Below are 15,253 nucleotides of genomic sequence, written 5' to 3' on the forward strand. Positions count from 1 at the left end.
TCCCGCCGATTCGGAATTTTCAGAATTATTCTTCTGATTCAATATCTTAAATCCATACGCCTCCGTCACCACGAAGGGCACGAAGTCTCTTTCAACACGGCTGAGAGTCGGATAAATTGTGCCACAACAGAATGAAACAGGCCGGCAATCAAACATCACATAGTCCAGTTTCCATCGGCGGCCATTCGATTTGACGTTGCAGAGGATCACTGATGTGGCGTTACAAAGGGTTTCAATTCCCTTCACCTGAAGGCCTTCGGGAAGGAAAGAATCTTCTCTTGCTATATCGTAAATTTTCTGCTGCCTATCGGCCCTTCATTCATCTTCATCCGCGTGCGCGATCCTGTGTGCCGCATGGCGTCATGTGCAGGGTGACGGGTTAAAGGTATCGCACCGATCCGAATGTGTACGGGCCCTGATGCGAAACCTTCAGACAATTAACGATGTTTAATACTCAAATATAGAAAAATCTTTTCTTTTCATGAGGTACCGATGCTAATCAGAGGTGGGTGGGTCGTTGTCGATCCGCAGACAATCGTCAAGGACGCCGCGATTCACGTCGTTGACAATCGGGTCGCCGAAGTCGGGACATGGTCCGCGCTGCGCGAAAGATACCCCGATGACGAGGTCGTCGGCGGTGCGACCTCCATTGTCATGCCGGGCCTGATCGATGCCCATTCCCACGGACGCGGGCTCTCACCCATTCAGAAAGGCGTCCTGTACGACTATCTCGAGAACGCGTTTCTCGACTGGTCGTCCATGGTGTACCTGCCCAACGATCTCTGCGCCGCCCTTTCGGCCGTACGGCATCTGCGCATGGGCTGCACCAGCATCCACCACACGGGCTGGAATGACGAAGGGCCGAAAGCGCTGGAAAACGCGCATCTGGCGATCGGCAGCTACCGCACATCCGGGATTCGCCTGGCCTATTCCCCGGCCGTCCGGGACCGTAACCGGTTCTGCATCGACGAGGAAGGGTTCGTCGACACGCTCCCGCCGGAACTGCGGGAATTCGTGACGCCGATGACGCGATACGATGCGAAAGCGATCGCCGACGACTACATGAATCTGTTCGAGACGCTCCATGCCTCGGACAATTCGCCGATGACCCGCGTCCTCCACGGGCCGTCATGGGCCCACGGCACCACCGACGATTTTTTCACGCGAATCCGCGACAGCGCCGCGGCCCACGACAATACACCCGTCCATATCCATACGCTGCAGACGCCGCATCAGCGGGCATGGAGCATCAAGACCTTCGGCTGCTCGCTCGTCGAACATCTCGACCGCCTGGGCGTTCTGGGGTCGAACACGACGCTGGGCCATGCCGTATGGCTGTCCGAACGCGATATCGAACTGATTGCCGCGCGAGGCACCAGCACCACCCATCATGCATCGTGCAACCTTCATGTCCGGAACGGCATTTCTCCGATCTGGCACATGATGAAGCAGGGCGTGAACGTCGCGCTGGGGATCGACGACAAGTCGCTGAACGATGACGACGATCCGTTCATGGAACTGCGCATGTCGGCGGTGCTCTCGCGCGTGCCGGGCTTCGACCTTGGCGAGACCCCCGCCCTGACCTCGGCGCAGATCCTGTCCATGGGCACGGTCAATGCGGCCAGAACCCTCGGTTTCGATCGTCTGCATGGAACGCTGCAACCGGGCGCCCCCGCCGATGCCGCGATTCTGGATACGGCGTCCATGTTGCATGATCCGTGGACGTCGGACAGGCTGGCCATTCCCGATCTTCTCGTCTGGCGCGCCAAGGGCCAGGACGTGACCGACGTCGTCGTCGACGGCAAGGTCGTCATCCGGGACCGCCGTTTCACGACCATGGACGTCGAGGCGCTGTACGCCGAGGTCCGGGACTACGTGAAGCATTACGAGGCCAAGCCGGCTTCGCCGGAGCGTACTGCGGCACTGGCCGCCCTGCGGCCCCATTTCCACGCCTGGCATCGCAAGATGCTGACCCATCTGGATGTCAGCGAGCCGTTCTATCGCGTGAACGGCCGCGCCTGATCGCACGGCGGGTCGCGCGCATCATTCCGATGCGCGCGATCCGCCAGGGCCTGGAGCGTTTTCGATAAATTAATTTGACCGAGGAACGTTTCCGGGTGTGTTGGCGGACCCCGCCCGATGGCAATCGGCGAGACGGACCATTACGAACTGTTCGCCAGACACGATCCGTGCCCCGCGCGGACGACACGCATATTACGGAGGATCCATGCTTCGACGTCGTTCCCTGATGCTTGGCGCCGCCGCCACGATCGGATCCGGCCTTGTCGGCACGGCCCGGGCCGCGACGCCCACCGCGGACGATATTCGTCGGCAGGGCTATATGCGCATCGCGACCACCGGCCTGGACGCGCCTTACAATTATGTCGATCCGGATGGGCAGGTCATGGGCTTCGACATCGACTGGTCCAGGATGATCTGCGCCAGCCTGGGGGTCGAGGCCCGGTTTTCATGCCTGGCATGGCACGGCATCCTGCCCGGCCTGATGGCGGGGCAGTTCGACGGCGTCATGAGCGCGGTGCGAATCACGCCCGAGCGCCAGGCGAATTTCACCTTCTCCGCCCCCTATACGACAGATTCCGTCGCCGTCCTGGTGCGACAGGACAACACCACGATCAAGGAGATCGAGGACCTGAAAGGTCTGGTCGTGGGCACCGCATCGGGCAGCATCCTGGAAGCCACGGCAAACGAGATGGCCCATGCCGCCACGCTGCGCTCCTATCCAGGCCTGCCCGACATTCTCATGGACCTGATTTCCGGCCGGCTGGACGGCGCCGTCGTGGGACGGGCTGGCGCGCTCTACGCCATTCACACCCACAACCTGCCGTTGAAGGTGGTCGGACGCGCCATCCGGCCGCAGCCCATCGCGATGATCCTGCCCAAGGGCGCCACGGACCTGGCATCGGCGGTCTCGAAGGCCATTGCCGACCGGCAGGCCGACGGGCAGGCCAGGACCCTTGCCGACCGCTGGTTCAAAGCTTGAGTATCGTCAGATGATCGACTGGAATTTCATGGTCACCTATAGCCCGCGGCTGCTGAAGGCCTGCGAGGTGACGTTCGGGATCAGCGTCACCTCGCTGGCCCTTTCGACGGTCGCGGGCCTTGGCATCGCCCTGCTGCGCCTGTCCCCCCGCCGGATCCTGTCGTCGACCGCATGGATCTATGTCTGGATCGTGCGGGGCACCCCCCTGCTGCTGCAGCTGTTCGCGATCTACTATGCCATGCCGATGACGGGACTCCGCCTCGACCCGTGGACGGCGGGCATCCTGACGCTGAGTTTGAATTCTTCGGCGTATTTTTCCGAAATCTTCCGATCGGCCATTCAGTCCATTCCCACCGGACAGACCGAAGCCGCGATCGCGATCGGCATGGGGCCGCTGCAGACCCTGCGGCGCATCGTCATCCCCCTGTCGCTGCGCCCGGCCCTGCCGCCCTATGTCGGCCAGGCCATCACGCTGCTCAAGAATTCGTCGCTGGTTTCGATCATCGCGGTGCCCGACCTGATGCAGACGGCCCAGAGCATCTATTCCACGACGTTCAAGGTGGTGGAGGTCATGCTGATGACCGGTGTGCTCTACCTCATCATGACCAGCCTGCTGCAGATCGCCCAGACGTCCCTGGAACGCCGCCTCAGCTATTATACGGTGAAATGATATGAGCATCGTATCCTTCCGGGACGTCTCCAAGACGTTCGGTTCCCACCCGGTGCTGCGAAACGTATCTCTGGATATCGAGGAAGGCCAGGTCGTTGCCATCATCGGCCCCTCGGGGGCCGGAAAATCGACCCTGCTGCGCTGCGTCAATCAGCTTGAGCGTCACAGCACGGGCGAAATCCTGATCGACGGTATGCCCATCGGCGGCAACCAGCGGAACCGCGACCTGATCCGGCTGCGCCAGACGGTCGGCATGGTCTTCCAGTCCTTCAACCTGTGGCCGCATCTTTCGGCGCTGGGCAACGTGATGGAGGGCCCCGTCACCGTGCTCAAGACCCCGGTCGCCGTCGCCCGCCAGCAGGCCGAGGCACTGCTGAAGCAGGTCGGCCTTGCCGATCATGCCGCCAAATATCCCGGCCAGCTTTCCGGCGGCCAGCAACAGCGCGTCGCGATCGCCCGGGCCCTGGCCATGAAGCCGCGCGTCATGCTGTTCGACGAGGCGACCAGCGCGCTGGATCCCGAAATGGTTCAGGAGGTCCTGCGGGTTATGGAAAGCCTGGCCGCCGACGGCATGACGATGCTGGTCGTCACGCACGAGATGGGGTTCGCCCGCAAGGTCGCCGACCGCGTGGTGCTGATGGCCAACGGGCAGGTCGTCGAGGAGGATGTGCCCGAAACCTTCTTCACCAACCCCAAAGAGGAGCGCAGCCGGGCCTTCCTGAGCCGCGTGCTGTCATCATGAGCCGGATCGAATCTGTCGAACCCTATGCGATCCGTCTGCCGCTTCACCTGTCGGGGGGCGGCCGCACGGAGGAATGCTTCCTTCTGCGCATCGTCACCGAAGACGGTCTGGAAGGGTGGGGCGAGGCCCATGGCAGCCCCTACCTGTCCCGCGCGGCCATAGACGCCCCGACGACCCACGTCACGGCACAGGGCGTGCGAACGCTGCTGCTGGGGCAGGATTCCTCCGACATCGCGGGCCTGCGCCACCGGATGGAGAAGGGCACCCAATGGATCGGCCGCGACGGCGCCGTGATGCAGGCCATCGCCGCCGCCGAATTGGCCTTGTGGGACCTCGCGGGGCATCGCGCGATGCTGCCGGTCGCCCGGCTGTTGCACGACGCACCACGGATGCGCCTGCCCTGCTATGCCAGCGACAAGGTTGCCGCGACACCGGCGCTGACCGAACGGCGCATCGCCGCCGAACGCGCGGCCGGCTTTGTCGCCCACAAGATCGGCTGGCCGCCCTTCGGCCAATCGGAAGAGGGCGACGTCGCTTTCCTCGAAGCCGCACGGCGCGCCGCCCCGGACGCCACCCTGATGGTCGACGCCGCACAGGCGTTCGACGAAGCGACCGCCGTGGCCCGTGCCCGGGCCTTCGAACGCTTCGGCCTGGCCTGGATCGAAGAGCCGCTCGACCGCGACGATCTTGACGGGCAGGCACGCCTGAAGCAGGCAAGCCCGGTCCCGATCGCCTCGGGCGAAGGGGAATGCGGATTGCCCGGCCTGATGCGCGTGGCCCCGCTGGTCGACATATTGCAGGCCGATATCACCCGCTGCGGCATTCTGGCGGCGCAGGCAGCAGCGCGGCATGTGCCACAGGTCTGCAGCCACTCCTTCACCACGCCCCTCAACGTGGCCATGCACGCCCACTGGCTGGCCGCGACGCCCAATAGCTGGTTCGTGGAATGGCCCATCGCGAAGATCGCGATCTGGCAGCCCTTCTTCCCGGATGGACCGTGCCCCGTCGACGGCGCCATCAGTCTTGGCGAACAACCGGGATGGGGCGTCCGCCCCGACCTTCCGGCGTTGACGCCGTTTCTGATCCCGGCCGCCGGGTAAGCCCCCCGACAGGCGAGGAGGGACGCCATTCCCCGATGGCGTCCCTTCCGCCGCGTCAGACGCTCCTGATCAGCCCGCCGTCCACGCGGACGCTGCTGCCGGTGATATAGGACGCACGCTCGCTCGCCAGAAACGTCACGACGTCGGCGAATTCCTCGGGGCGACCATAGCGATGGGCCGGAATCGTGCTCCAGGATTCGGCCGCGATGTCATCGGGCGTCAGGCCCCGGCGGCGGGCCGCCAGCCCATCGAGCTGATCGACCCGGTCCGTGTGGATCCGGCCCGGAATGACCATGTTGACCGTAACTCCGTCGGCCGCGACCTCATTGCTGAGTGTCTTGGACCATCCGGAAATGGCGGACCGGATACTGTTCGACAGGGCCAGATTGGGAATCGGCTGGATGATTCCGGATGAGGCCACCGTCAGGACCCGTCCCCATTTCTTCCTCTGCATCGCGGGCAGAAGCAGATTGGTCAGCAGGAAGATCCGGCCGGCCATCATGTTGAACTGGGCCGTCCACACATCCGGCCCCAGCGACGCGACCGCCCCTGGTGGCGGACCACCGCTGTTATTGACCAGAATATCCACGCCGCCCGCCGCGGTCACGGTGTCGGCCGCGGACATGACGGATGCGTCGTCGGACAGGTCGAGCGAGAGAGGCATGACACGCGCCTGCTGCTCCATCGGCAATGCGTCTTTCCATTCCCGCACGGCGTCCAGATTTCGCGCCGCCGCATAAACGGCGACGCCTTCCGCCAGAAGAGACCGCGCAACGGCACGTCCCAGGCCGCGGCTCGCCCCCAGAACCAGCGCCGTTCGTCCATTCAGTCCGAGGTCCATTGGCAACTCCATCCATCGAAAGAGAGAAAGGTATTATCCGTCCCGCGGACAGGCCCGTCGCAATCGCCTGGGGCAAGGACCATGGCGGAACGTCTTGTCCCGAAGATGAACGCATACAGCAGGATGTTTCGACCGCGCCACTCTTTCTCCACCACCCTTGCCTGTCGATAAGTTTTAAAAATAGTCTCCGTCCATTTTTCATAGAGACCCTGCCGGACCCGCCTTGCATGTCGAACCCGGAATGATAGCCTTTCGACATCTGCATCGGATCCAGGAGCGTCCCTTTGTCATGCATCAAGATCCGATCAAGGCCAGTGACCATCGCCTGCAGGCCCTGCGTCATCGGGCCCGCGACGAACTGGTCCGGATCGCCCATCCCCAGCGCCCGTGGACCATTCCCCATCCAGGCCCTGACGGAACGCCCGTTCTTGACGTCCTGATCGTCGGGGCCGGACAGAGCGGCATCGCCGCAGGCTTTGGCCTGCAACGCGCGCAGGTGACGAATTTCCTGATCGTCGATCAGGCCGAACGCGGCATGGAGGGGCCATGGCTGACCTACGCGCGCATGCGCACGCTCAGAAGCCCGAAGGAGTTCACCGGCCCCGACCTCGACATCCCGGCTCTGACGTACCAGACATGGCACGAGGAAAAATTCGGAAAGCAGGACTGGGACGATCTGAACCTGATTCCACGCGAAGACTGGGCGGAGTATCTGCTCTGGCTGCGTGATACGCTCGAACTTCCGGTCCATAACGGCATGAGCCTGGCCGGTGTCGCACCGTGGAGCGATTATCTCGCCGTCACCTTGCGCGATGCCGCCGGCGTCGAACAGGTCCGATACGCACGCAAGCTGGTTCTGGCCACGGGCCAGGACAGTCTGGGGCGCTGGACGATGCCCTCGTTCATCGCGGAACTGCCATCCGCGTTGCGCGCCCACACGGCCGATCCGATCGATTTTTCCGCCCTTCGCAATAAGCGCGTCGCCGTGCTGGGCGCCGGAGCATCGGCTTTCGATAACGCCGCCATGGCCCTTGAGGCCGGCGCGAAAGAGGTCCACCTCTTCTGCCGGCGTCCGGACCTTCAGCTTGTCCAGCCCTATCTTTGGCTGACATTTACGGGATTTCTCTGTCACTTTTCGGAACTGGACGATGCGTGGAAGTGGCGGATCATGCAACATGTCCTGAGCCTGCGCGAAGGCTTTCCGCAGGCGACCTGGGACCGGTGCGCACGTCATCCGAATTTTTTCCTGCATACGCAAAGCCCGTGGACGGACGCACGCGTCCACGCCGGTGGCGTCGAACTGACGATCCCGACCGGCACCTTTCAGGCCGATTTCGCGATTTGCGGCACCGGGATCGAGATCGACCCGGGCACCCGTCCCGAACTGTCCCACGTCGCCTACAATATCGCCAGTTGGGGTGACCGCTACGCGCCGCCGCCGGACGAATGCAATCCACGGCTGTCGCGTTTCCCATACCTGGGGGCGGATTACACCTTGCAGGAAAAGACACCCGGCCTGACGCCCTGGCTGAAACACATCCATCTCTTCTCCATCGCGTCGACCATGAGCTTCGGGCCGTCCGGATCCTCGATCAACGCCATGAAATTCGCCGTCCCGAAACTGGTCAGCGGCATCACCAGCCATCTGTTCCGGGACGATATCGAGGCCTATTGGGGCGACCTGCTGCGGTACGACGTCCGCCAGGCGGAGATTCGATGGCCGTCGCGGGCGTGACCTCGGGCACGCCATGCGGTGGCATCGGTCATGAAGGAGCACGCGGCATGGGCATTACCCGCAGGCAGGGTCTTCTCGGCGCACTCTCCTTCGCCACGCCGGCCGTTCTGCCTGTCATGGCCAATGCGCGGCAGAACGGAACGACCCTCCGGCATATCACCGGAAATACCGTCAACACGCTGGACCCGACCATGCTGGGCGCCACGCACGAATCATTCGGCGTCAGCATGAATGTCTACGATCGGCTGGTGACGTTCGGCAGAAAACAATCCGGGTCCATCTGGACATTCGATCCGGACGTCATCACGGGCGAACTGGCCGAACGGTACGAGATCAGCGACGACGGATGCACGATCACATTGCATCTGCGTCCCGATGCCACATGGCATGACGGAACGCCGGTTACGGTCGACGACGTCAAATGGTCTCTCGACCGTGGCGTTTCGGCCAGATCGCTGACCGCCCCCCAATTTTCCAGCGGTTCCCTGACATCGACCGAACAGTTCCGGGTTGCCGGAGCGCGGACGATCGAAATCCTGCTGCCCCGGCCGGACCGTCTGGCGCTGGCCAATCTTGCCATGCCGTACGCGATCATGATCAACAGCCGGCTGGCCCGCCGACATGCCACGCCCGACGATCCCTGGGCCCAGCAATGGATGCAGCAGAATACGGCCGCCGGAGGAGCCTACCGGGTCGAACGCTTTACCCCCGGCGTCAATATCATCCTGACCCGAAATGATGCATGGGGCGCCCGTTCGTCCGGCACATCGCCCTTTTTCGAACGGGTCATCAGCCAGACGGTCCCCGAAGCCACGACGCGCGCCAGCCTGATCGAGCGTGGCGACGCGGACATCGTCATCGATCTGGAAGCCTACGACGTCATCGCCATGACGGCCCGCAGGCGTGTCAGGATCAATTCGGTTTTCCAAAGCAACTGCTTCACGCACCTCGCCTTCGACACGCAGAGCCCGCCATTCGACAATGTGAAAGTCCGGCGGGCCGTCGCATCGGCGCTGCCCTACCAGGACATGTTTACCGCCAGCCTGTTCGGGCGGGGCCATCCTCTGTTCGATGCGGACTGGCGGGAAGTGCCGCCGGATATTTCCTTCCCCCAGGCCCTGCCACTGGCGACCGACCTGAAGCTGGCACGACGCCTGCTGGCCGAGGCCGGATTTCCCGACGGGTTCGCCACGACCTTCTCCTACGCCACCAGCCAGGCCACGACGGCCGAACCCATGGCTGCGCTGATACAGGAAGCCCTCAAGCGGATCGGCATCCAGGTCGATATCCGCAAATTGCCGGATGCCGAGTTCAATACGCTCGAGGCCGAAAAGAGACTGCCGTTCTACACGGACACCGCCGCCGGCTGGATCCAGCGCACGTATTATTTCTTTTATCTCTATTTCACCCGCAATCAGCGCTGGAACTTCTCCAGCTGGCGCTCTCCCGAAATGGTCGAGCTGACCGGCACCGCACGCTTCGAAACCGACAGGGCCCGATACGAGGACGCATGCCGGAAGATGATCGCGCTTCTGGCCGATCAGGTCCCGCTGATCATGCTCTGGCAGCCGAACATGGATGCGGTGACCTCGCCGGACATCGACGGCTTTACCTACCAGTTCCATCGCCAGATCGATTTTCGAAATCTGCGCCGCGTCTGACGGGAAGGAACGATGTCCATGATGCAGACATTCCGGCGACGGATCGGCGCACGCGCCCTGGCGTCACTGCCCGCATTGCTGGGGGTGATCGTCTTTACGTTTATCCTGATGCGGGTTCTCCCCGGCGATCCGGCGGTGTATTTCGCCTCGGGCCCCAATGCCGGCCAGGCCGAAATCGACGGTCTGCGCCACAAGATGGGTCTGGACCGGCCGATGCCCATTCAGCTGGCGCACTATGTCGCGGGGATCGTGACCGGCGATCTTGGCAATTCCCTGACCACCGGTCAGCCGGTGATGCACGATATTCGGGCCCGGCTTCCGGCGTCGCTCGAACTGACCCTGACGGCATTGGGCCTGAGCCTGCTGCTCTCGCTGCCGCTGGGCATTGTCTCGGCATGGTACGCAAACAGCCGGTGGGATCAATGCATCCGCACGCTATGCACAATATGCTTCTGCATTCCGCCTTTCGTATCGGCTATTTTCCTGATCTATGTCTTCTATTACATCTTCGGCCTCGTGCCGGACCCTACCGGCCGCATCAACATATTCACGCCGCTGCCGCATGACATCACCGGCTTTCTGCTCGTCGATTTTCTGTTGACGGGCGACCCCGCCGGGTGGCGGGAGGCCGCGGGGCAGCTTCTGCTCCCGGCCGTCACGATGGCGTTGTTCGTGCTGTCTCCCTTGACGCGCATGACGCGCGCCTCGCTGCTGACGGTCATGAATTCCGACTTCATCCGCACGGCACGCGCCATGGGTCTTCCGACATGGCGCATCGTCACCGTCTATGCGTTGCGCAATGCCCTGTCGCCGATCCTGACGACGGTCGGCATCGTCTTTTCGACCATGCTCGGTGCGAACGTTCTGGTCGAGAAGGTTTTCTCATGGCCCGGCGTCGCGTCCTATGCCCTCGACGCGCTCGTTGCGTCGGATTACGCGCCCGTGCAGGGCTTTATCCTGCTGATGGCGATCCTGTTCATCATGGTCAATCTGCTGGTCGATATACTGCAAGGCCTCGTCGATCCACGCGTATCGATGGAGTGAAAACGACAATGCCCTCCCTGACGGCAAGACGGGTGTCTCCCGCCGCTCGATTTTTCAGCCATAGCCCGACGACCGGCATCGCCGCGGGCGGCACCCTTATGCTGGCGTTTCTCGCGCTTACCGCCCCATGGATCTCGCCGTACGATCCGCTGGCCTCGGACGTGCCGCATGCCCTGCAGGCGCCCGGACCGCACCACTGGTTCGGAACGGACGAACTGGGGCGCGACGTTCTCAGCCGTGTTCTGGCGGCCGGTCGTCTCGACCTGACCATCGCGGTGTCCGCCGTCAGCCTGTCGCTGGCCGCCGGCGTGACCGTGGGTTGCTTCTGCGGTTATCTCGGCGGCCGGCTGGACCGTCTGGTGGGGCGGGTGGTGGATGTGCTGACGGCGTTTCCCCTGTTTGTCCTGGCGATGGCGCTGGTCGCGGCACTGGGAAATTCGGTTGAAAACCTGATTTACGCGACCGCGATCATCAATTTTCCCTTCTATATTCGCGTAGCAAGGGCCGAGGTCGCCGCCCGCCGCCACCTGGGCTGGGTGGAGGCCGCGCATCTGTCCGGCAACGGCACATCGCGCATCGTCATCGCCTTCCTGCTGCCGAACATCCTGCCGACCGTCGCCATCCAGGCATCGCTCAATCTGGGATGGGCGATCCTGAACGCGGCGGGCCTGTCCTTTCTTGGCCTGGGCATCACGGTTCCGACCCCCGAATGGGGGGTAATGGTTGCGAACGGGGCGCATTTCATGTCGTCGGGCCGGTGGTGGCTGGTGCTTTTCCCGGGCTCGGTCCTGATGCTGACGATCCTGTGTTTCAATCTTCTGGGCGACGGACTGCGCGACCTTCTGGATCCAAGGACACGGACATGATGCAGGGCATACTGGACATCGATGCCCTCAGCGTCAGGTTCGCGGGCCGGAACAGCCATTTCGATGCACTGCGCGGCGTATCCCTGTCCCTGGAACAGGGCAGGATTCTTGGCGTCGTCGGCGAAAGCGGGTCGGGAAAATCCGTTACCGGTCTTTCGGTCATGGGCTTGCTGCCGCAGCAGGCATCCATAACTGGCGGACGTATCCGGTTCAAGGATCAGGATATTACCGCCCGAACGCCGCGCCACCTGCGCGGCGCATCCATCGCCATGGTCTTCCAGAACCCACGCGCGGCACTGAACCCGACCCGGCGAATCTGCGATCAGCTGTCGGATGTCATTCGGGCCCATGAGTCCCTCGACAGCGGCGCGATCAGGCAACGTGTCATACATCTTCTGGAATCGGTCAATTTTCCGGATATTTCCCGTCGAATGGGTGTCTATCCGCACGAACTGTCCGGGGGACTCTGCCAGCGCGTCATGATCGCCATGGCTATAGCATGCTCGCCATCCGTCATTATCGCCGATGAACCGACGACGGGCCTCGACGTCCTGACCCAGAAAGCGGTGATGGACCTGCTGTTCCGCCTGTCGCGGGAACGGGCCATGTCGATGATGCTGATCACGCACGATCTCGGTCTGGCGGCACAATACTGCGATTCCATCGCCGTCATGCAGAAAGGCACGGTTGTCGAATCCGGCTCGCCAGCCAGGATCTTTTCGAACCCCCAACACGCCTATACGCAGCGGCTGGTCGATGCCTGCATGACCATGCACCCGGCCCAACCCCACCCGGCCGGGAAGACGACCTCCCGGAAGCGGCGCCCCCTCCTGGAAGTCTCAAACCTTCGCAAGCGCTACGCCAATGGCCATCTCGCGGTCGACGGTGTTTCGTTCGCCATCGCACCGGGCGAGAGCCTCGGCCTGATCGGGGAATCCGGGTCGGGCAAAAGCACCCTGTCCCGCCTTGTCGGCCGACTGCTGGATCCGGACGACGGCGCCATCAGGTTCGAGGGCCGGTCGATCGGCACGATCGGGGCGCGCGACTTCTTTCGGGCGGAACAGAGACCCCATATACAACTCGTGTTTCAGGATGCGGCCGGAAGCCTCAATCCCCGTTTCACCGCATTTGACTCGATCGCCGACCCGGTGCGCCGGCTGGGCCCCGCCAGAAACCCCGGCGCGCTGCGGCATCACGTCGAGAAATGCGCGGCAGATGTCGGCCTGGCTCCCGCTCTGCTCGACCGTTACCCCCATCAGCTTTCGGGTGGACAATGCGCGCGCGTAGGTATCGCACGGGCCATCTCCGTGGATCCGAAACTGCTGATTCTGGACGAACCGACGGCCGCGCTCGACGTCCTGGCCCAATCCGAAATTCTTGCATTGCTGGAACGGCTGCGACGCGAGAAGGGCATGTCCTATCTTTTCGTCAGTCACGACCTGCACATCGTCAGGATGATCTGCGACAGGATGGTCATCCTGCAGAACGGCAAGATCGTCGAAACCGGAAACTGCGAGGAGGTTTTCCAGAACCCACGGGCACCCTATACGGCGCAGCTTCTGGCTGCGATCCCACATTTCCGACCCGCATCACAGGAGGCCGCAGCAGCCACCGGAACCGAGTTCGCCGGATCGTAAAGCACCCGAGACGACGACAGAGGCAAGCGCCATCGGCCAGGCATCGGCGGCGCCTCGGACGGACACCCGTTCATATAACCAATCCAAATAGGATCGAGGTTTTCTTTATAAGGGGTAATATTGAATCCAATCAGGCGATTGGATACCATCAGTATTACCATATACCTGTGGCCGGATCATGAATCCTTCCATTCCCAACATCGATGCGAGAGAAATATGAGTCGCGTTATTCGGATCGCTGCGGCCCAGATGGGACCGACCCAAAAGAACGACAGTCGGGAGGCCACCCTCAACCGGATCATCGCACTCCTCGAAAAAGCGTCCGATGCGGGCGCGAATCTGGTCGTTTTTCCGGAACTGGCGTTCACAACGTTTTTCCCCCGCTGGATACTGGACGGCCAGAGCCTGGACTCTCAGTTCGAGAGCGCGATGCCCAATCCGAACGTCCAGCCCCTGTTCGACCGGGCGCGTGAACTCAAGATCGGTTTTTATATCGGATACGCCGAAATCACGCCGGACAACCGCCGGTTCAATTCGTCCATCATGGTCGATACGAAGGGCAATATTGTCGGCAAATACCGGAAGGTTCACCTTCCCGGTTCTGTCGAGCCCCGGCCGAATGCCGTCTATCAGCAGCTTGAAAAGCGTTACTTCGAATACGGCGACATGGGGTTCCCCGCATTCCGGGGCGGCAAGGATCTTCAGGATGCCATCATGGGCATGCTGATCTGCAACGACCGTCGCTGGCCCGAGGGTTGGCGGTGCCTCGCCCTGCAAGGGATGGAACTGCTGTGTGTGGGATATAATTCCGCGGCGTACGATCCCAATGGCGGAGAGTCGGAATCCGCCGAACTGCGCACCTTCCATGCGCAGCTGGTCGTTCAGGCCAATGCCTACATGAACGCGTGCTGGGCCGTCGCGGTCGCCAAGGCCGGCAATGAGGATGGATCGGGGCTGATCGGTGGCTCCTGCATCGTGGACCCCAACGGCCGCATCGTCGCCGAAACCAAAACGCTTGCCGATGAAATTGCGGTTGCAGATTGCGATCTCGATTTGTGCGAGCAGGGAAAATCGAAAATGTTCAACTTCGAATCCCATCGTCGTCCCCACTGGTATTCCCGCATCGTCGAACAGACGGGCGTCGGGTGCGTGCCGGAGACGGTTGCGGAATAACCGCAGGCCGAAAGATGGTTCCCACGTTCGTGGAAACGACGCCGCTTCTCAAGCCTTGACCTGTGATAACCTGGGGCAACACGCAAGATAGGCTGCCTTCCATGTCGGACAAAAAACGAATACTGGTCATCAACCCGAACGCGTCCACGCGCGTGACCCAGGTCATTGACCGCGAATTGAATGCGATACGGAAGCAGACGTCGTTCACAATCGACGTCTGCGACCATCCCTCGGCTCCCCCGGGAATTGCCCGGCAGCAGGACGCCGATATGGTCGCCCCCCTGGTGCAGCAGACCATCCGCAGGGAACGGGCATCGGCCTATGTCGTCGCCTGTTTCAGCGACCCGGGACTGACCGGAGCCCGGGAGGAGTCGAAAGGTTCTCTCGTTCTTGGCTGCGGTGAAAGCGCCATCTTGCATGCCCTGACGATCGGCGACCAGTTCGGCATCATTTCCCTGTCCGATCTGTCGACCCTTCGTCAGCGCCGGATGGTCCGCATGATGGGGCTGACGTCCCGCTATGCCGGCAGCGCCGCCATTTCCGCCACGGCCGAGGAAGCGACGTCCCCCCTGCTGATCGAAAAGATGGTGGAAGCCGGTCGCGCGCTGGCATCCGGGGGGGCCAATGTCATCCTCATGGGATGCGCCGGGATGGCCCATTTCCGGTCGTCTCTGGAAGACAGGCTTGGAATGCCCGTTATCGATCCGACAAGTTCGGCGGTTGCGATGGCGCTCGGCCTGTGCACCCTTCGCGAAAGCAGACTGAATGAATCCGACCCATAAG

Annotated in this window: 13 protein-coding genes; 12 read left to right on the forward strand and 1 reads right to left on the reverse strand. The window is 62.5% G+C overall.

All coding sequences use genetic code 11. The annotated features are described in order from the left end of the window. Positions 1–492: 492 nt before the first annotated feature. From HLH34_RS15980 to HLH34_RS16000, 5 genes are all read left to right on the forward strand, one after another. A complete protein-coding gene (locus HLH34_RS15980; protein ID WP_183120561.1) occupies positions 493–2,022 on the forward strand; it encodes an amidohydrolase family protein in 1,530 nt (509 codons plus the stop codon). A gap of 205 nt (positions 2,023–2,227) precedes the next feature. Next, complete coding sequence (locus HLH34_RS15985) at positions 2,228–3,001, forward strand: substrate-binding periplasmic protein (protein ID WP_183120562.1); 774 nt, start codon at positions 2,228–2,230, stop codon at positions 2,999–3,001. Between the two features lie 10 nt (positions 3,002–3,011). Beyond that, positions 3,012–3,671 (forward strand): amino acid ABC transporter permease, encoded by a 660-nt coding sequence (locus HLH34_RS15990; protein ID WP_183120563.1) that lies wholly within the window; start codon positions 3,012–3,014, stop codon positions 3,669–3,671. Between the two features lies 1 nt (position 3,672). After that, positions 3,673–4,413, forward strand: a complete 741-nt coding sequence (locus tag HLH34_RS15995; protein WP_183120564.1) for an amino acid ABC transporter ATP-binding protein — start codon at positions 3,673–3,675, stop codon at positions 4,411–4,413. Next, complete coding sequence (locus tag HLH34_RS16000; protein ID WP_183120565.1) at positions 4,410–5,513, forward strand: mandelate racemase/muconate lactonizing enzyme family protein; 1,104 nt, start codon at positions 4,410–4,412, stop codon at positions 5,511–5,513. The genes HLH34_RS15995 and HLH34_RS16000 overlap by 4 nt, the downstream gene beginning before the upstream one ends. Before the next feature lie 55 nt (positions 5,514–5,568). Here HLH34_RS16000 and HLH34_RS16005 read toward each other — a convergent pair whose 3' ends face one another. Continuing rightward, on the reverse strand, positions 5,569–6,354 hold the full coding sequence (locus HLH34_RS16005) for an SDR family oxidoreductase (RefSeq protein ID WP_183120566.1): 786 nt from the start codon (positions 6,352–6,354) through the stop codon (positions 5,569–5,571). Between the two features lie 289 nt (positions 6,355–6,643). Between HLH34_RS16005 and HLH34_RS16010 the strand changes: the two genes are divergently transcribed. The 7 genes from HLH34_RS16010 (at position 6,644) to HLH34_RS16040 (ending at position 15,252) form a co-directional block, all read left to right on the forward strand. Further along, the gene (locus HLH34_RS16010; protein WP_183120567.1) at positions 6,644–8,089 is read left to right on the forward strand and encodes an NAD(P)-binding domain-containing protein; all 1,446 of its coding nucleotides are present in this window, start codon (positions 6,644–6,646) and stop codon (positions 8,087–8,089) included. Positions 8,090–8,136: 47 nt separating this feature from the next. After that, complete coding sequence (locus HLH34_RS16015) at positions 8,137–9,750, forward strand: ABC transporter substrate-binding protein (protein ID WP_183120568.1); 1,614 nt, start codon at positions 8,137–8,139, stop codon at positions 9,748–9,750. A gap of 18 nt (positions 9,751–9,768) precedes the next feature. Beyond that, positions 9,769–10,794, forward strand: a complete 1,026-nt coding sequence (locus HLH34_RS16020; protein WP_220792217.1) for an ABC transporter permease — start codon at positions 9,769–9,771, stop codon at positions 10,792–10,794. Between the two features lie 8 nt (positions 10,795–10,802). Beyond that, positions 10,803–11,660 carry an ABC transporter permease gene (locus HLH34_RS16025; protein WP_183120570.1) on the forward strand — a complete coding sequence of 286 codons (858 nt, stop codon included), beginning with the start codon at positions 10,803–10,805 and terminating at the stop codon, positions 11,658–11,660. Beyond that, the gene (locus HLH34_RS16030) at positions 11,660–13,297 is read left to right on the forward strand and encodes an ATP-binding cassette domain-containing protein (RefSeq protein ID WP_244960008.1); all 1,638 of its coding nucleotides are present in this window, start codon (positions 11,660–11,662) and stop codon (positions 13,295–13,297) included. The genes HLH34_RS16025 and HLH34_RS16030 overlap by 1 nt, the downstream gene beginning before the upstream one ends. 216 nt (positions 13,298–13,513) lie before the next feature. Next, positions 13,514–14,470, forward strand: coding sequence for an N-carbamoyl-D-amino-acid hydrolase (locus tag HLH34_RS16035; RefSeq protein ID WP_183120571.1), 957 nt, complete (start codon positions 13,514–13,516; stop codon positions 14,468–14,470). A gap of 101 nt (positions 14,471–14,571) precedes the next feature. Beyond that, a complete protein-coding gene (locus HLH34_RS16040; protein ID WP_204738696.1) occupies positions 14,572–15,252 on the forward strand; it encodes an aspartate/glutamate racemase family protein in 681 nt (226 codons plus the stop codon). The last annotated feature ends 1 nt before the right edge of the window (position 15,253 follow it).

The organism is Gluconacetobacter azotocaptans, assembly GCF_014174355.1.
GTDB lineage: Bacteria > Pseudomonadota > Alphaproteobacteria > Acetobacterales > Acetobacteraceae > Gluconacetobacter > Gluconacetobacter azotocaptans.